At 72.9% G+C, this 17,342-nt stretch carries 15 protein-coding genes; 4 read left to right on the top strand and 11 right to left on the bottom strand.

Annotated elements, in window-relative coordinates; translation table 11 throughout:
- From murJ to A1QA_RS16820, 10 genes are all read right to left on the bottom strand, one after another.
- Nucleotides 1-1,713 carry a murein biosynthesis integral membrane protein MurJ gene (gene murJ / locus A1QA_RS14355; RefSeq protein ID WP_017178813.1) on the bottom strand — a complete coding sequence of 571 codons (1,713 nt, stop codon included), beginning with the start codon at nucleotides 1,711-1,713 and terminating at the stop codon, nucleotides 1-3.
- Nucleotides 1,710-2,636, bottom strand: coding sequence for a hypothetical protein (locus A1QA_RS0110230; RefSeq protein WP_017178814.1), 927 nt, complete (start codon nucleotides 2,634-2,636; stop codon nucleotides 1,710-1,712). The genes murJ and A1QA_RS0110230 overlap by 4 nt, the downstream gene beginning before the upstream one ends.
- A gap of 4 nt (nucleotides 2,637-2,640) precedes the next feature.
- A complete protein-coding gene (locus tag A1QA_RS0110235; RefSeq protein ID WP_017178815.1) occupies nucleotides 2,641-3,570 on the bottom strand; it encodes a copper transporter in 930 nt (309 codons plus the stop codon).
- 44 nt (nucleotides 3,571-3,614) lie between these two features.
- On the bottom strand, nucleotides 3,615-4,817 hold the full coding sequence (steA, locus tag A1QA_RS0110240) for a putative cytokinetic ring protein SteA (protein ID WP_017178816.1): 1,203 nt from the start codon (nucleotides 4,815-4,817) through the stop codon (nucleotides 3,615-3,617).
- Nucleotides 4,814-6,679, bottom strand: a complete 1,866-nt coding sequence (gene recN, locus A1QA_RS0110245) for a DNA repair protein RecN (RefSeq protein WP_017178817.1) — start codon at nucleotides 6,677-6,679, stop codon at nucleotides 4,814-4,816. The genes steA and recN overlap by 4 nt, the downstream gene beginning before the upstream one ends.
- Entirely contained in the window at nucleotides 6,676-7,542 is an 867-nt protein-coding gene (locus A1QA_RS0110250) for an NAD kinase (protein WP_026048862.1), read from the bottom strand. The genes recN and A1QA_RS0110250 overlap by 4 nt, the downstream gene beginning before the upstream one ends.
- A 77-nt stretch (nucleotides 7,543-7,619) precedes the next feature.
- Nucleotides 7,620-8,489, bottom strand: a complete 870-nt coding sequence (locus tag A1QA_RS0110255; RefSeq protein ID WP_017178819.1) for a TlyA family RNA methyltransferase — start codon at nucleotides 8,487-8,489, stop codon at nucleotides 7,620-7,622.
- A gap of 10 nt (nucleotides 8,490-8,499) precedes the next feature.
- The gene (locus tag A1QA_RS14360) at nucleotides 8,500-8,730 is read right to left on the bottom strand and encodes a hypothetical protein (RefSeq protein ID WP_017178820.1); all 231 of its coding nucleotides are present in this window, start codon (nucleotides 8,728-8,730) and stop codon (nucleotides 8,500-8,502) included.
- A gap of 11 nt (nucleotides 8,731-8,741) precedes the next feature.
- Entirely contained in the window at nucleotides 8,742-9,803 is a 1,062-nt protein-coding gene (locus A1QA_RS0110265) for an HAD-IIA family hydrolase (protein WP_017178821.1), read from the bottom strand.
- Nucleotides 9,800-11,221, bottom strand: a complete 1,422-nt coding sequence (locus A1QA_RS16820; RefSeq protein WP_017178822.1) for a hypothetical protein — start codon at nucleotides 11,219-11,221, stop codon at nucleotides 9,800-9,802. The genes A1QA_RS0110265 and A1QA_RS16820 overlap by 4 nt, the downstream gene beginning before the upstream one ends.
- A gap of 136 nt (nucleotides 11,222-11,357) precedes the next feature.
- Here A1QA_RS16820 and A1QA_RS0110275 point away from each other — a divergent pair, with 136 nt between their 5' ends.
- The 4 genes from A1QA_RS0110275 to A1QA_RS0110290 all read left to right on the top strand — a co-directional run bounded on the left by A1QA_RS0110275 (nucleotide 11,358) and on the right by A1QA_RS0110290 (nucleotide 16,666).
- Nucleotides 11,358-12,053 (top strand): response regulator transcription factor, encoded by a 696-nt coding sequence (locus tag A1QA_RS0110275; RefSeq protein WP_017178823.1) that lies wholly within the window; start codon nucleotides 11,358-11,360, stop codon nucleotides 12,051-12,053.
- A complete protein-coding gene (locus A1QA_RS0110280; protein ID WP_017178824.1) occupies nucleotides 12,053-13,357 on the top strand; it encodes a HAMP domain-containing sensor histidine kinase in 1,305 nt (434 codons plus the stop codon). The genes A1QA_RS0110275 and A1QA_RS0110280 overlap by 1 nt, the downstream gene beginning before the upstream one ends.
- Before the next feature lie 146 nt (nucleotides 13,358-13,503).
- The gene (locus A1QA_RS0110285) at nucleotides 13,504-14,262 is read left to right on the top strand and encodes an ABC transporter ATP-binding protein (protein WP_017178825.1); all 759 of its coding nucleotides are present in this window, start codon (nucleotides 13,504-13,506) and stop codon (nucleotides 14,260-14,262) included.
- Between the two features lies 1 nt (nucleotide 14,263).
- The gene (locus tag A1QA_RS0110290; RefSeq protein WP_017178826.1) at nucleotides 14,264-16,666 is read left to right on the top strand and encodes an ABC transporter permease; all 2,403 of its coding nucleotides are present in this window, start codon (nucleotides 14,264-14,266) and stop codon (nucleotides 16,664-16,666) included.
- Here A1QA_RS0110290 and A1QA_RS0110295 read toward each other — a convergent pair.
- A complete protein-coding gene (locus A1QA_RS0110295) occupies nucleotides 16,653-17,216 on the bottom strand; it encodes an MMPL family transporter (protein ID WP_017178827.1) in 564 nt (187 codons plus the stop codon). The genes A1QA_RS0110290 and A1QA_RS0110295 overlap by 14 nt on opposite strands.
- Nucleotides 17,217-17,342 lie beyond the last annotated feature (126 nt).

Below are 17,342 nucleotides of genomic sequence, written 5' to 3' on the forward strand. Positions count from 1 at the left end.
TCATCTCCTCCCCCGGCGCAGCGCTCCCAGGGCCTGGGGGCAGGCGACGTGCATGGCGGTGATCGTGGCGAGGGCGGCCAGGAGCGCCCAGACGCAGGAGAGCAGGATCTGGGACCAGGGCGCGCTGGTCATCTGGCTGAGTGCCCGCCCGGCCCATCCGGCGGCGGCCGCGGCCGGTCCTCCCACGAGGATGACCCGGATGATGGGGCGCAGCACGGGGGCGCCCAGGCAGCGGGCGAGTGCGGCCAGGAGGCCGATGCCGGCGATCGTCATGCCGACGGATGTGCCCAGGCCGAGCGCTTTGAGGGTGGCGGGGCCGTCGGCTCCCCCAGGGGCCAGCCATCGCACGGCGGCGGCGGAGAGGATGGCCGCTCCGGCCCAGCCCAGGGCGGTGGCGTGGGCGGCCCAGCGCGCCCGGTCGGCGGCGAACAGGACGCGGGTGACCTGGTGGATGAGGCCGAAGCCGACGATGCCGGGGGCGAAGGCGACCAGGGCGGTGGACATCCCCCGGACGTTGTTGGTCAGGAGTGCGAAGAAGGCCTCGGCCCCGGTGCTCGCCGCCAGGAGCATCGCCATTCCCGCCAAGCAGACGCCGGTGACGAGGGCGGTGGAGGCCCCGCACAGCTCGAGGGCCTCCTCGCGCGGGCTGCGCGCGTGCCGTCCCGGGGCGATGGCGCTCTTCTCAACCCTGCCGCTCCCGGTGGGGGCGGCGCGGTCGGCGTCGTCGCCGAGCAGGGCGGCGATCCTCGGGTAGAGGACGGTCGCGACGGGCACGGCGAGGACGGCGTAGGGCAGCACCCAGATGGCCTGCGTGTACTGGTAGACGGCGATGGTGCCGCTGACGCCGCCCGAGCGCGCCAGCACGGGGACGACGAGCATGAAGGCCTGCTGGGCGATGAGGGCGGTGATGCCGGCGGTGGCCAGGCTCCAGGCGCGCCGGCGGGTGGCGGCGTCGAGGCGGAGGGTGGGGCGCAGGTCGATGTCGAGGCGGGAGGCGGGGATGAGGAGGGGCAGGCTGAGGGCGGCCACGCCGAGGGTGGTGCCCCAGCCGAGGACGAGCAGTCCCATGGAGTCCGCCGCGCTGGTCCAGTTCTCGGCGCCTGCGGGGGTGAGGGCGCCGTAGAGGCCGTAGGAGGCCATGACGACGACGCTGGACAGGATCGGGGTGATGGCGGGCCAGGCGAAGCGCCGGTGGGCCTGCAGGACGCCGGTGAGGACGACGCCGATGCCGTAGAGGGGCACTTGGAGGGCGAACATGCGCAGGAAGCTGGCGACGAGGCGCGTCTGGAAGGCGGGGTCGGCATCGGCGGAGGTGGGGAAGAGGGCGGCGATGGGGTCGGCGAAAACGGCGAGGAGGATGCCCAGGGGCACGAGGATGGTGAGGACCAGGCTGAGCATGGCGGAGGCGGTCCGGGAGACGGTCTCGCGGTCGCCGGCCATGATGGCGCTGGCCAGGAGGGGGACGATGGTGGCGGCCAGGGCCCCGCCGACGACGACCTCGTACAGGACGTTGGGGATCTGGTTGGCGGTGGCATAGGCCCCGGCGACGGCGCCCGTGCCGACGGTCGCGGCCTGGACGATCCAGCGCAGGAAGCCGAGCGCGCGGGAGATGAGGGTGAGTCCCGCGACGCCGCCGACGACGCCCGCGAGGCCGCGCTGCGCCGGAGCGGTTCCCTCCTCGGCGCGCGCGGCGGCGGTGGCCTTGCTCGTCATCGGTCCCGGCGCCCCAGGGCGTCCAGCGCGGCGAGGGCCGGGGTGGAGTCGATGACGCGTGAGAAGGAGACGCGCTCGCTGGCGAGAATGAGGGCGACGCCGGTGGCGGCGGCCGCCTGGCGGATCGCGCGCGAGGGGGCGGCGGCCAGGGCTGTGCCGACGAGGGCGCCGAGGGAGTTGGCGCCGGTGTCGCCGAGCATGGTGCGCTCGGCGAGGTCCTCGGGCGCGGAGGCAGCGGCGACGCCGAGGGCGCCTGTGGCGAGGAGCCGGGTGGGGGCGGCGGCGTGGCCGGGCCAGAGCGCCAGGGGGGCGCTGATGAGGGCGCTGGCCTTGAGGGCGCGGCCGGGGCGCAGGTCGAGGAGGTTGTGGACGTTGGCCCAGGCGCCGATGGCGACGGTGCTGACGACGGCGTCGGCGGCGAACGCGGGCAGCCGCGCGGGGCGGGGGGCGGGTGCTGTCAGGGCCCGGTGCCTGGCGAGGAGGACGCCGCTGACGAGGGCACCGGAGCCGATGATGGCGATCTTGAGCGCGCCGGTGGTGACGCGTCCCTTGGCGAGGGCGCCGAGGTGGCCTGAGAGGCCCTTGGCGGGGGCGTCGCCGTCGTGGGCACCGGCGTCGAGGTCGTCGATGAGGCCGGCGGTGCCTCCGGCGGAGGCGGCGATGACGGCGGCGAGGACTGGCCGCGGGGCGGGGTTGGCCGGGAGGCGCCGGGCGAGGGCTCCCGTGCGCCCGGCCGCCGCGGTGGCGCCGATGGCGGTGGCGATGCCGCCTCGCAGGGAGACGGTGCGCCCGTGGAAATTAGTGCGCTCCAGGCGCGCCTGCCCCGGGAGCGCGCGCAGGGCGAGGGAGGCAGCGGCCGTCCAGGCAAGGCCGCTGGCGGCGGCGGTGATCGCGTGCCGGACGGGTGAGGTTACGCGTGTCATGAGGTCAGCCCTTCGAGGGGATGGGGGGCATGACGGCGGTGGCGCCGTCGTCGAAGCCATAAGCGCCCTGCGTCCCCGCCAGGACCGCGGCGAGGGCGAGGGGGACGGAAACGGCGGCGCTGGCCTGGCCCACGGAGTCGATCGTCGTCGCCTTGGTCTTGGCCTCGCGCATGACGGAGATGATGTCGAGCTCGTCGTCGGCCCCGCCGACGATGACGGCCGAGCCGCCCGCGGCCACGCCGTTGAGCGCAGAGGCCCAGGCCTTCCCGGTGGCGTCCGCGCCAGGAGTCGGGGTGGCGCCCGCGGCATTGGACTGGGCCGAGCGGGGCCCCACGACCACCACGGCGTCGGCCTTCGCCGTCAACTGGGAGTCGACCGTCATGAGGGGCGTGTCCGAGGCGGTGAGCAGGTCGCGCAGCGCGGTGGCGGACGGGCCCTCCGTCGTCAGCGTCTTGGCCAGGCCCTCGCCCAGGATGCCGTTGGCGTCGCTGGAGACGGGCTGACCGATGTTGCCGGCGAACTGGCCGGAGTAGGTGGAGCGGAAGGACTCGCGGTCGGGGTCGGTCCACACCGAGGTCAGCGTCACGCGGCCCACGGTCTTGCCGCCGGCGGCCTCGATCTGGGAGATGACGAGCTCGACGTCCTCATCCTGGGCGTCGGGCAGGGAGACGATCGCGATCGACCGCCCGCTCAGCGTTCCGGGCAGGTAGGAGGATGCGGCGGCGGTGATGTAGGCGTCACGGTCGTTGAGCGCGGCGGAGGCCGTCTCCAGCTGGGCGTGCGCCGCGTTGCGATCCTCGCGCAGGGACTCCACCTGGTTGTGCAGGGCGTCCCCCAGGGAGTTCTGCAGGGGGCCCGCCCCCAGGACGATCCCCACGGCCAGGGCGAGGAAGACCGAGATGAGGGAGACCAGGTGGTAGCGGAAGTCGATCATGATGCGTTCCTTGCTGCTTCAGCGAATGGCGCGGATGCGGATCGTCACAGGGACGGGGTCTTCGGGGACAGGCCCACGAGCGACCTCAGGAAGTTGATGAAATCATCCCAGGCGGCGCCGAACAGGCCGAGGAAGGTCTGGCCGGCGGGCGTGGACTGGAGCGCCGCCAACAGGGCGAGCAGTCCCGCCATGGCCAGGAAGAACAGGTGCCAGCTGGAGATGCGGGTGCGGTAGAGCCGCGAGACGCCCTTGGCGTCGATGAGGCGCCCACCGACCTTGAGGCGGGTCAGGAAGGTCGACGACATTCCCGCCCGGCCCTTGTCGAGGAACTCCAGGAGCGTGGCGTGCGTGCCAAGCGCCACGATGAGCTCGGCGTCGGCCTCATCGGCCATGAGCATGGCGATGTCCTCGCTGGTGCCGGTCGCGGAGAAGACCACATGGTCGACGCCGAGGGCCTCCACGCGGGCAAGGCCGGGCGCGCGCCCATCGCGGTAGGCGTGGACGACGATCTCCGCCCCGCAGCGCAGGGCCTTGTCCGAGACCGAGTCCATGTCCCCCACGATCATCGTGGGCTTGAAGCCGGCCTCGATGACGGCGTCGGCCCCGCCGTCGACGCCGATGATGACGGGCTTGCAGTCGCGGATGTAGGCGCGCAGAGCCCGCAGGTCCTCCTTGTAGGAGTAGCCGCGCACGACGACGAGCACGTGCTTGCCCGCCATGGAGGTGCGGATCTCGGGCATGCCGATCCCGTTGAGCAGCAGATCGCGCTCCCGCTTCATGTACTCCATGGTGTTGGCGGCGAAGGCCTCGAGCTGGACGGCCAGCCCTTCCTTGGCCGACTCCATGGAGGCCTCGACGGTTGCTGGGGTCTGCACGGTGCCCTCGGCGACGATCGCCTCCTCGCCCTCGAGGCGCACGGCGCCGTCGGTGACGGTGATCCGATCGCCCTCGTGCAGGCGCATGACGTCCGCGCCGAGGTCGTCGATGAGGGGGATGCCGGCGTCGAGGAGGATGCCGGGGCCGAGGTTCGGGTAGCGCCCGGAGACCGACGGGGAGGCGTTGAGGACCGCCGCGGGGCGCTTCTCCACGAGGGACTCGGCGGCGACGCGGTCGAGGTCGGAGTGGTCGATGACGGCGATATCGCCCGGGTTGAGGCGCTTGACCAGGTCCTTGGTACGGGCATCGACCCGGATGACGCCAACAGGGTGGTCGTCCGGGGAAGAGTGCTTGTGGAACGGGAACCTCACGCGCTTGATTCTGCCATGCCGGCCTCGGCCAGGAGTTCCGCGGCGTGCCGGAGGGCGGCCTCGGAATCGTCGTGGCCGGAGAGCATCCGCGCCAGTTCGCGCTCCCGCTCGGCCCCCGTGACATGGGTGACCCGCGTGCGCGTGATCCTCGTCCCGGTGCTGGCGCCGGCAGTGCCGTCAGCGACGTCAGTGCCTTCAGCACCCTCCAGAGCGCCGCCCTCCCCCGGGGTCTCCTTGTGGACCACGAGGTGGGTGTCCGCCCAGGCGGCCACCTGCGCCAGGTGGGTGACGACGATGACCTGGTGGCTGCGGGCCAGCCGCGCCAGGCGCCGCCCGATCTCCCGCGCGGCCTTGCCACCGACGCCGGCGTCGATCTCATCGAAGACGAAGGTGCGGGCGTGCTGGCGGTCCGGCGCCGCGCCGCCGTCCTCCGCGTCGGGGGTGGGCCCGGCCATGGTGGCGTCGGCGAGCACGACCTCCAGGGCGAGCATGATCCGGGACAGCTCGCCGCCGGAGGCCCCCTTGCCCAGGGGCATCGGGGTCGCGCCGGGGTGCGGGGACAGCAGCAGCGAGACCGCCTCCGCGCCGGTGGGGCCGGGCTCGTCGAGCGCCTCGAGGCCGACGACGAGCCGGGCGCCGCTCATCCGCAGGCCCGCGAGCTCGGCGGTGACGGCCTCCTGGAGGCGCTCGGCCAGTCGGGCCCGGGCGGCGCTGAGCTCGCTGGCGGTGGCGTCGAGCTCGGCCTGGGCCTCGGCGAGGGTCTGGCCGAGGGCCTCCGCGCCGTCGGCGGGCCCGTCGATCCGGGCGAGGCGGTCGGCGGCGCGCTGCCCCCAGTCCAGGAGGGCGTCGACGCCGTCGATTGGCTCGGTGGCTCCCCCGGTCTCTCGGCACAGGCGGGTCAGCTCGGCGCGGCGCTGGTTGACCCAGGCCAGGCGCGCGGGGTCGGCGTCGAGGCCGGAGAGGTAGGCGCCGAGGTCCGCCCCGATATCGGCGCTGAGGATGCCGAGCTGGCGCACGCGCCCGGCGAGCTCGGTCAGGGCGGGGTCGACGCCGTCGACGGCGGCCAGGGCGCGGGCGGCGGCGGCGATGAGGGAGGAGACATCCACCGTGTCAGCGCCCACGGAGGCCGCGGCGGGGTCGGCGTCGGCGGTCAGGGCAGCGGCGGCGGCTGTCGCTGCCAGGCGCAGGTCCTCGGCGTGCTCCAGGCGGCTCGCCTCGGCCTCAAGATCGGTATCCTCCGCGGGCGCGGGGTCGACGGCCTCGATGGCCTCCAGCCAGGCGCGCAGGCGGGCGGCCTCCTCGGCGCGCGCCTGGGAGCCGGCCTGCCACTGCGCCAGTTCCTCGGCGGCGCTGGCCCGGCGCCGATAGGCCTGGGCGTAGCGGCGACACAGGGCGGCGTGCTCGGGCCCGCCGAGGGAGTCGAGGGCGGCGCGCTGGGCGGCCGCGGAGCGCAGGCGGAGCTGGTCGGCCTGCCCGTGGACGGCCACGAGACGGGACCCGACCTCGGCGAGCACCGTCGAGGGCACGGAGCGGCCCCCGAGGTGGGCCCGTGAGCGGCCCTCGGCGGGCACGGAGCGGGTGGCGATGAGGAGGTCGTCGTCGAGCTCGGCTCCGGCCTCGGCGGCGCGGCGCCCGGCCGGCGAGTCGGGGTCGGTGAGGAAGGCCCCCTCGACGAGGGCGCGCTGGGCGCCCGCGCGCACGACCGAGGCCTCGGCCCTCTGGCCGAGCAGCAGGCCGAGGGAGGTGAGCACCATGGTCTTGCCCGCGCCGGTCTCCCCGGTCAGGGCGGTCAGGCCCGGGCCGAAGCGCAGCTCGGCGGACTCGATGATGCCCAGGTCCTCGATGCTCAGGGACTCGATCAATGGCCCAGCCCGTTCTCGCTGGCCGCCCTCCATCCCTGCACGGGCAGGTCGAACTTGCGCACGAGGCGGCGCGAGAACGGGGCGTCGTTGAGGCGCGCCAGGCGCACGGGGCGCTCCCCGCGGGTGACGCGGATGCGGCTGCCCTCGACGACGTCGAGGCTGCGGCGCCCGTCGCACCAGATCTCGGCGCCGTCGAAGCCGGTGCGGTCGATGACGACCTCCAGGCAGGAGCTCGGCGCCACGACAAGGGGGCGGGTGAACAGGGCGTGGGCGGCCATGGGGGTCAGGAGCAGGGCCTCGACCTCGGGCCAGATGATGGGGCCGCCCAGTGAGAAGGCGTAGGCGGTCGAGCCGGTGGGGGTGGAGATGACCAGGCCGTCACAGCCGAAGGAGGAGACCGCCTGGCCGTCGACGCCGATGGCCAGCTCGAGCATGCGCGCGCGGTCGCGCTTCTCCAGGGCCGCCTCGTTGAGGGCCCAGCCGTGCTGGAGCGTGCCCTCGGGGCTCTCGACGGTCACCCCCAGGGTCATGCGCTCCTCGACGGTGTAGTGCCCGGCGACGAGCTCGGCGACGACGTGCTCGACGGCGTCGGGGTCCGCCTCGGCGAGGAAGCCGACGTGGCCGGTGTTGATGCCCATGAGGGGCACGTCCTTGTCGCGGGCGATCTGGCTGGCGCGCAGGATGGTGCCGTCCCCGCCCAGGACGAGGACGAGGTCGATATCCCCGCCGAAGCGGTGGTCGACGCATTCGACGCCGTGCTCGCGCAGGGCCGCCTCGGCGCGCGCCCCGGCCGAGGCCGTGGAGGCGGAGCGGCGCTGCCCCGGCGGCACGGGCTGGTCGTTGACGTCGCGCCGGACCACCATGACGCGCGTGATCCTGTCATCGCCGTGGTCACTGTGGTCGCTGTGGTCGCTGCGCCGCCCGGGGTCTGTCGATGCGGTCATCGGCTGCTCGTCCTCCCTCGTCTGGCGCCCTTGCCGTCGGGGCCCTCGGCGACGGCGCGCCTGGCCTCGGCGATGAGGGCATCGCCGGTCAGGTCGGCGCCGCTCCCGGCACCGCCAGCATGCATGGACAGAAAGTACTCGACGTTGCCCGAGGGGCCCGGCAGCGGCGATGCGGTGATGGCGTCGATGCCCAGGCCCAGTCCGTGCGCGCTCTCGGCCACCGTCAGGATGGTCTCGAGGCGCAGCTCGGGATCGCGGACCACTCCCCCGTGCCCAAGCCTCTCCTTGCCGATCTCGAACTGGGGCTTGACCATGAGGAGGAGGTCGGCGTCGTCGGCCGCGGCCCGCAGGAGCGGCTCCAGGACGAGGGTCAGGGAGATGAAGGACATGTCGCCCACGATGAGCCCGGGCGCCGGGGCGACGGCGGCGGGGTCGAGGGTGCGCACGTTCGTGCGGTCGAGGACCCGCACGCGGGGGTCGGACTGGAGGGACCAGGCGAGCTGGCCGTAGCCGACGTCGACGGCGACGACGCTGGCCGCGCCGCGGCGCAGGAGCACATCGGTGAAGCCGCCGGTGGAGGCTCCGGCGTCCAGGCAGCGGCGCCCCTCGACCACCGGGGCGAGCCCCCGGGCCTGGAGGGCGTCGAGGGCGCCGGCGAGCTTGTGGGCGCCCCGCGAGACGTAGTCGTCGCCGCTGGGCGCGACGATCTCGATGGCCTGCGCGGGGTTGACCTGCCTGGCGGGCTTGGTGACAGGCGCGCCGTCGAGGGTGACGTGGCCATCGGTGATGAGCTGGGCGGCGTGGGCGCGGGAGCGCGCCACGCCGCGCCGGACGAGCTCGGAGTCGATGCGGATGAGTCGTGCCATGCGGCCCGCCTCAGCCCTCGGCCAGCCGCAGGGCGGAGCGGAGATCCTCGGCGAGCTCGGCCAGTCCCTCGGCCCGCGTCTCCAGCGGCTCCCCGGCCAGGGCGCTGAGGCGCTCGGAGGCGCCGGCGCCTGCCTCGGAGGCCTCGGCGAGGCGCTGCTCACGGGGCGGGGAGGGACGCGGCACGGCGGGGGCCGCCGTGCTGGGGCCCGGGGCGGGGCCCGGCTCGCTCTCGGTGCTCATGGGCTGTCCGCTCAGGCCGCGACGGTGATCTCGGGGACGCTCAGCGCGGGGGCGCCGGCCTGAGTCCCGCTGGCGGCGTCGGCGCTGGCCCAGGCGGCCGCGGCGAGCGCCCGGTAGGCGTCGAGGGTGACGGTGGCGGGCTGCTCGAGGGCGCCGGTCCCCGCGAGCTCGAGGCGATCACCGCTCACGCGCGCGCTCTCCTGGCCGACGCGCCACCAGTCCCCGTCGCTGACGGGCTCGGGGTGGGCCTCGATGAGGCCGCGCAGGTCCGTGTGGAGGAAGGCGGGGCGCTCGGCGGGGTCGGCGAGGATGACGTCGCGGGCGGTGCTCACGCCGGTGAGCACGTGGAGGCCGGGGATGGAGGCGGCGCGGGCGCCGACGTGGTCGGTGTTGAGGCGGTCGCCGACGGCGATGGGGCTCGTGGCGCCGCTGCGGGCAAGGGCGCGCTCGTAGATGCCGGGGAAGGGCTTGCCTCCGGCCAGGGGCTCCTTGCCGGAGGCGTGGGCGATGGCGGCGACGAGGCTGCCGTTGCCCAGGGCGAAGCCGCGCTCGGTGGGCAGGGTGGCGTCGAGGTTGGTGGCCACGTGCAAAGCGCCGGCGGTGATCGCGTAGAGGCCCTCGGAGAGCATGGCCCAGTCGACGGCGGGGTCCCAGCCCTGGACGACGGCGGCGGGGCGGTCGGCGGCGGTGTCGGTGAGTGTGAAGCCCTCGTCGAGGAGGGCCTGGCGCACGCCGTCACCGCCGACGACGAGGCAGAGCGAGCCCGGTGCGAGGTGCTCGGTGAGCATGACGGCCGCGTCCATGGCGGCGCTGAAGACCTCGCCTGGCTCGGCCTGGATGTCGTTGGCGCGCAGCTTGTCGACGACGGTGCGCGGGGCGCGCGAGGCGTTGTTGGTGACGAAGCTGAGGCGCATGCCGGCGGCCCGGGCGGCGTTGACGGAGTCGGCGGCGTGCGGGACGCGGGCCGCGCCTGCGAAGCAGACGCCGTCGAGGTCGAGAAGGGCGCCGTCGTAGGCGGTCGACAGGGGGGCCTGGCTTCCCAGCAGGCCCGGGGGCAGGGGCGTGGGGCTCATGCCTTGTCCTCCTCGGTGTGGGTGTCGTCCGCGTCGTCGGCGGCGCCCGTGCCGGCGTCGGCGGGGATGCCGTGCGCCTGGAGGTGCTCGACGAGCTCGTCCTCGATGGAGTCGGCGCTGGGCGCCGGGGCGTCGGGGTCACTGGCGGGGGCCCCCTCGGGCTCCTCGTCCTGCTCGGGGAGATCAGCCGGCTCCGCCTCGTCGGCGGCAGTGGCGCCGGCGGTCTCAGCGGCCTCGGCAGCGCGCTCCTCCTCCGACTCCTCCTCGACGTCGTAGACCTCGACGTCCGGCTCGGCGGGCTCGGGGGCCTCGCCGATGCGCTCACGGATGGCGTCGGCCTCCTTCCCGCGCCCGAGGTCCTCGAGGCGGTCGGCGCGCACGGAGTGGAGCCGGCGCAGGGTCTCTCGGTCCCCGCGGAAGAGGCGGATGGCGTCCTCGACGACGACGAGCCCGAGCTCGTCCTGGCCCATCTCATGGCGGACGCCGGAGAGGACCATCGCGATCTCGGCCTCCTCGACGTCGTCGAGCTGGCTGGGGTCGGCCTCCGCGGCCGCCTTGAGGGCCTGGTTGTAGCGGCCGAGGGCGCGCTCGCAGTCGGCCTCGATGGCGCGGTGGAGGTCGAGGCCGGACAGGCGGCGCGCGGCGCGGATGTCCCGCAGGGCATCGGCGTAGTGCTCGGAGAGGTAGGCGGCGATGCCCGCCGCCTCACGGACGACGGCGATGCGCCCGGCGTGGGAGGCGGCGTAGCGGGCGTGCTCGTGGGCCAGTTCCGGGTCGGTGTCGAGGAGGCGCTGCACCATCACGAGGTGCCTGGCGACATTCTCCGCGTTCGAGCGCCCGAGGGCCCGCAGCTCGCGCCGCGCGGAGGCCTCGAGCTGCGCGGGCTCGACGTCGTCGGGGACGCGGGGCTCGGGGACGCGGTTGCGCTGGGGCGGACGGGTGTCGCGCGCGCCGGGGCGGCCCTTGCGGCGGTCACCGCCGAAGCGCCCGCCCCGGGGGCCGCCGGAACCGCCGCGGCGGTCATCGCCCGACCGGTGAGGGCGGCGCTCCGAGCGGTCCCCGTAGCCGCGATCACCGCGCTCGCCGTCACGGTCCTCACGGCGCCCGTTGTCCCGGTAGCCACCGTCACGGCTGTCGCCAGAGCGGTATGTGCCCCGCTGGCCGCCGCGGCGGTCGTCACCCGAGCGATAGGAGCGGCGCTCGGAGCTCTCCCCGTAGCCGCGATCGCGGTAGCCGCCATTCCGGCCGCCACCGTCACGGCCGCCACCCCGGCGCTCGTCGGACCGGTAGGAGCGGTGCTGCCCGTGCTCACCGCCAGAGCGATTGGCGCCCCGAGCGCCGAAGCCGTGGCGGTCGCCGCGCGCGCCGCCGGATCGGCGAGCGCCGTCATTCCTGTCATAAGCCCTGTCGTGAGCCATGGTCCTTCTTCCTGTGGCCGACTGCCTCGGGGGTTCCCGCAGTCTTTCTGGCGCAAGCCTACTCAGGCCAGGCGCTCAGCCGCGCCAGCCGGCCGGGTGATCTGCTCAACCAGGGCTCGGATGCGAGACTGCTCGCATGAGCGCAGCCCCTGACGTCCTCCTCGTCGAGGACGATGCCGACCTCGCGGCGGCGACCCGCGACTACCTGAGCGCTTTCGGATTGGGCGTCGAGCACCACGTCGATGCCGAGGCAGCGCGGGACGCCGTGCGCCATGCGCCCCCGGGCGTCATCCTGCTCGACATCAACCTTCCCGGGATAAGCGGTTTCGACCTGTGCCGGGAGCTGCGCGCGGTCACGGACGCGCCGATCATCTTCATCTCCGCGCGCGCCACCGACGTCGACCAGGTACACGGGCTGTCACTGGGCGCGGATGACTTCATCACCAAGCCGTTCTCCCTGGCCGTGCTGCTCGCGAAAGTGCGCCGGGCGCTGCAGCGCTCGGCGGGGGCCGCCGGGGCCCAGCCCCCGCCCCCGGACTTCGACGACGGGCGCCTGCGCGTCGAGCTGTCCACCGGCCGCGTCTTCATCGCCGGCAGGGAACTGCGCCTGACCGCTCTCGAGGACCGGATCCTGAGGCACCTGGTCACCCACCGGGGATCGGTGTGCGCCAAGTCCGAGATCATCAAGGCGGTCTGGGGAGACGAGTACACCTCCGAGGGCACGCTGAGCGTCCATATCAGGCGCCTGCGCACCCGCATCGAGCCGAGCCCGGAGTCCCCCGACTACATCCGCACGGTGTGGGGCCGGGGCTATCTCTTCGAGGCTCCCTGATGCGCGGGCTGCGCTGGCTGGCCCTCCTGCTGATCGCCACGATGGTGGCGGGGCTCGCCGCCATCGCGGTCCTGTCCCGCCAGGAACCGCCCGCGCCCGCGACCAGCTCCCTCAACGACGCCGCCGCGCGCATCGCGTCCGCCTGGCCCCATCCCGAGCAGGCCGATCTGGGCGCGCTCCGCGAGGACCTGCGGCTCGTCGACGCCTCGGGCAGGGAGATCCCCCTCGACGGCGCGCCCGTCGGCCAGGCCGGTGGCGCCGCGGGCCTCGGGACCCTCGTGTGGAGCGCGGAGCACCGCCCCTTGACCACGCCTGTCGTCGTGGACGGTAGCGTCGTCGCCTGGCTGTCCCTCGACGACGGGTATCCCGCCGGGGCGGGGGCCGGGCGACGCGCGATGGCCTGGGCGAGCGCGGGCACCGTCCTCGCCGCGGTCCTCGTCGCGGCGACGGCCATCCTCTGGTTGAGATCGCGCGTGCTCATGCCCTTCCACCGCATGGAGCGCTTCGCTGCGCGGGTGGCGGCCTGGGACCTGTCCGCCCCGCTCGAGATGGACCGCGAGCACGCCTTCGGCGCCTGGACCGAGAGCTTCGACCTCATGCGCGCCGAGTTGGAGGCCTCACGGCTGCGAGAGGCGGCGGAGCGCGCGTCCAAGGAGGCGCTCATCGCCCAGATCGGTCATGATCTGCGAACCCCGGTGGCCACGATCTCGGCGACGGCGGAGCTCCTCGCCCTCGAGAGCGGGCCCGGGCGGGATGATGGGGGCGGCAGGAATGCCGAGAGGCTCGCGATCATCCAGTCCAAGAGCGCGCAGATCGACGCCCTCATCACGGATCTGGTCCGGGCCCACCGCGCGCGGGTGGCCGATCTCCCCATCGACCTGGAGGATATGAGCTGCGCAGAGGTGACCAGGATGCTGCGCGAGGCGGATCATCGGGGCCTAGCGCGCATCCATCCCGGCCCCGATGCGCTGGTGCGCGCGGATCGACTGCGCCTGGCCCAGGTCATCGACAACGTCCTGCAGAACTCCTACAAGTACGCTGGCACACCCCTCGCCGTGCGCGCGGAGATCGAGGCGGACTGCCTGCGCCTGAGCCTGACTGACTCGGGGCCCGGCGTGGACCCGGACGAGACCGGCATCATCTTCGCCCGGGGTCAGCGCGGCCGGGGCGCCACGGGCAAGCCCGGGCAGGGCCTGGGCCTGTTCACCAGCGCGCAGCTCATGGACAAGATGGGCGGGCATATCGAGGCCAGCCTTCCAGCGCGGGGAGGGCTGCGGATCACTCTCACGCTCCCGCTGTCCTAGCCCTCCCCCTGCGCGCCCCTGCTCCTCGCGCGCCTCCCCGACGCGGGATCAGAGGCGAGGCGTCAGGGAATCGTAAGGATTCGCCCGCCCCAACGCGCCTAGGGTCGAGGGAGCGGCGGGAGGGTCCCCCGCGAGGAGGAGAGCGCATGTCATCACAGAACGTTCCCATCATCACCACGAGCAAGCTCTCCAGATCCTTCTCGGTCGGCGGCGCCCAGCAGCATGTCCTGCGCAACCTGGATATGAGGATCCAGAAGGGCTCCTTCACCGTTGTCATGGGTCCCTCGGGGGCGGGGAAATCGACGCTCCTCTACGCGCTCTCCGGCCTCGACCGCCCCACCCTGGGATCGGTGGCGCTGGATGGCACGGTCCTCACCGACCTGGGTGAGGACGGCCTGGCCCTCTTCAGGCGGCGCCATTGCGGCTTCGTCTTCCAGCAGATGCATCTCGTGGACTCGCTGACGGTGCTGGAGAACCTCCTGGCGGTGGGCCTCCTGGTGAGCAGGAATCGCCGCGCCGTCGTCGATCGCGCCGCCGAGCTCCTTCAGCGCGTCCAGTTGCCCGAGCGCGACTGGGGGAAGTCGCCGTCGACGCTCTCCGGGGGCGAGGCCCAGCGCGTCGCCATCGCCCGCGCCCTCATGAACCGCCCCGCAGTGGTCTTCGCCGACGAGCCGACCGGCCAGCTCAACTCAGAGCACTCCAGGGCAGTCCTCGACCTGCTCGGAGAGGTTCATGAGGACGGCCAGACCGTTGTCATGGTCACCCATGATCTGAACTCGGCCGCGCGCGCGGAGCGCGTGCTCTACCTGCGCGACGGGCGCGTCTTCGATGAATGCGCGCTGAGCGGTTCGGAGCGTGAGCGCACCGAGTCCCTCGCCCGCTTCCTCGATGACATGGGGTGGTGACGTGCTCGCCCCCTCCTCCCGCCTTCTCGCCCGCCGAGCCCTGCGCAAGCACCCCGGCCTGGTGGGCACCATCGGCGCGCTCTCACTGATCACCGGTCTTCTGGTCTACGCCGCTCTGATGATGCTCACCCAGCACGGCTCCTACCTGAGCGCCAAGACCCGCGAATGGAACTTCCCCGATGTCACCGCCATTGCCCCGAGCGGGGAGGGCGCCGACACCATCACATCCACGCTTGGGGCCGACGAGCGTGTCGCCGACCTGGAGACCGACGAGACGGTGCTCTCCCAGGGCTCGATCCCCTACGGCGATTCCACGCTTCCCACCACCTATCTCTTCTACGACGCCGGAGCGGCACCCAGGATCGGGTCATGGGACGTCGTCGAAGAGCTCGGCTCACCCGTAGCGGATCCGGTGTGGGCCCCAAGCGCGTTGAAGACGGCGGGCGGCTACTCCCTTGGGGATGAGCTGGTCTTCTCCTCGCCCCTGGGCGAGCGCCGCTTCCACATCCAGGGATTCGTGGAGTCCAGCGCTGGCGGGACGCCACTGCTGGGGATGCTGTGGCTCGGCCTGCCGAGTGACGCCTTCCATGCCCTCCGCGACCAGGCGCGCGAGTACTACACGGACCTGGCCGCGCAGCAGGCGGCGGGCGGCGAGTCGCGGATATCGCCGGACTCGGTGCCCGGCTGGGTGCCCTCATCGATGATCAAGGCGCGTCTGGTGGATCCGCAGGAGGACACGAGCGCCATCATCCGGGTCGTCTCAGATCTGGACGTCCCCGGGGCGAGGACCTATGACAGGGACATGCTGGCCATCGCGCAGAGCACCACCGTCGGGCTGATCGCCGTCATCATGCTCCTGTTCTCGACGATGATCACCACGATCTCGATCGTCATCCAGGCGTTCCTCCAGCGCGCCGCTATCCGGGACGATCTGACGACGCTCGGGGCGCTGCGCGCGATGGGGTACACGACCCGCGGGGTCTTGCGCCCGATGGTGCTCTGCTTCGCCCTGATCGCCCTGCTGGGCGCCGCTCTCGGCGCCGCGGGGAGCCACGGCGTCCTGCCCCACATGGCCGAGATCCTGAGCTCGCAGACGGGCATCACATGGAGGCCGAGCATCGACCCTCTCCTTCTGACGGGCACTGCCTGCGCGCTGGCGCTCCTCGTGTGGGTGACCGGGGCCGTCGTCGCCCGACGGGTCAGGAGGATGGGGGCCGTTGAGGCGCTCCATGGCGGCGCGTCGGCCCACTCGTTCCGCCACGCGGGTCTCAGGCTCGACCTCCTGCCAGGGCGGCTCGCCACACGCCTCGGCCTGAAATCGATGCTATCCGCGCCAGGGCGCACGACGCTGATCATGGTGGTGGCGATGGCCTGCACGATGGCCGCGGTGTTCTCGGTGGCGGGTCTGGGCGCGCTCGCGGATAAGGACCGCGCCAAGGACACGCTGCTCGGCGCCACTATCGCCGATATAGAGATCAGGGGGCGGACGAGTGCCGACGTGCCGACCGCTGTTCAGAAGGCGTCCTCGATCGCCGGGGTTGAGGAGGCGCTGCCGCTGTCCTACGAGTCGCTCGTCATCAACGGGAGCGACGTGAGCGCCGAGGTGGTGGACGATCCTGAGAGCGCGCCGCAGAGCGCCATCTACGAGGGCCGGCCGGCCACGCATGCCAATGAGATCGTCATCGGACCGGCGATCGCCAAGCGCTACGGCTTGGAGCCCAATGACACGTGGACGGTGACGACGAAAGAGGCCAGCGCGGAGCTCCTCGTCACCGGCCTGGCCAGTGGGACGAGCAACGGAGGGAACTTCATCATGCTCAGCCAGAAGGCGTTCCACCAGCTCAGCCCGACGACCGAGCTCGCCGGAGCGGTGGTCTACCTCGATAGCGCCGCCGATGCCGACAGCGTCACACGAGCGCTGCAGGACGAGCTCGGCAGTGGGTACCGGGTGAGCAACTACGGGAAGAACATCGCCATCCAGATAGACAGCGCCGTCTCCGTCGTCCCTATCCTGTCCAGGACGCTCATAGCGTTCACCGCGCTGGTCATCGTGCTCGTGATCGCGCTCGTCACGGCATCGCAGGTGGCGCGGTCGCGCGAGACCTCGGGGCTCCTCAAGGCCCTGGGGCTGACCTCGGCCCAAGCGGCGGCAAGGATCCGCTGGAGCATCCTGCCGCCGCTGCTGATCGGCACGGCACTTGGATTCGCGATAGGGATCCCCCTCGTCAAGCCGATGCTCGTCGGAATGCTCAGCGGGATAGGGATCATGCGGATCAGCACCGCGATCCCCGTGTCGCCCCCGCTCCTGATGACGGCAGGCATCATGGTCACCGCCATGGTGGCGGCGAGGCTGGCGACACGCCCCATTCGCGGGATCACCGCCTATTCGCTCATGACGGAGTGAGCGCCGCGGTCAGGCAACGGCGCCGCGAGGCCCTCCTCCCCCGCGGCGCCCGCGCCGACCGGAAGGGAGCCCACCAGTTCGCCTCGCCCAGGAGGTTCATCAGCGAGGGGAGCACCAGGACGCGCAGCACCGTGGCGTCGAGCAGGATCGCCATGCCCAGTCCGACCCCGATCTGCTTGAGCTCGATGAAGCTCAGGGCGCCGAACACAGAGAAGACACCCACCATGACCAGCGCGGCGCTCGTGATGACGCCAGCGGTGCGGACCGTCCCCCTCTCGATGGCATCCCGAGTGGGCAGGCCGGACTCTCTCGCCTCCTTGATACGGCTGAAGACGAAGACGTGGTAATCGAGCGACAACCCGGAGAGGACGACGAAGAGCATCAATGGCACCCATGAGACGACGTGCTCGGTGGAGTCGAACCCGAGGAGGCCCTCCGCCCAGCGTCCCTGGAACACCACTGTGAGGAAGCCGAAGCTCGCGGCTGAGGAGAGCAGGTTGAGCACGACAGTGGTCGCGGCGATGACAGGCGATCCGAAGGCCATGAGCATCACGATGACAGTGTGTCAAGCCCCGGGTTCCGGAGACCGTTGCGCGACTGCGAGTATAACGGCGGGCCTGGGTTGTGGGGCTGCCGCTGGGATCGTCGGCGGTGACGGCGAAAGTGGGCGCGCGTT

The sequence above is a fragment of the Actinomyces timonensis DSM 23838 genome (assembly GCF_000295095.1).
GTDB lineage: Bacteria > Actinomycetota > Actinomycetes > Actinomycetales > Actinomycetaceae > Actinomyces > Actinomyces timonensis.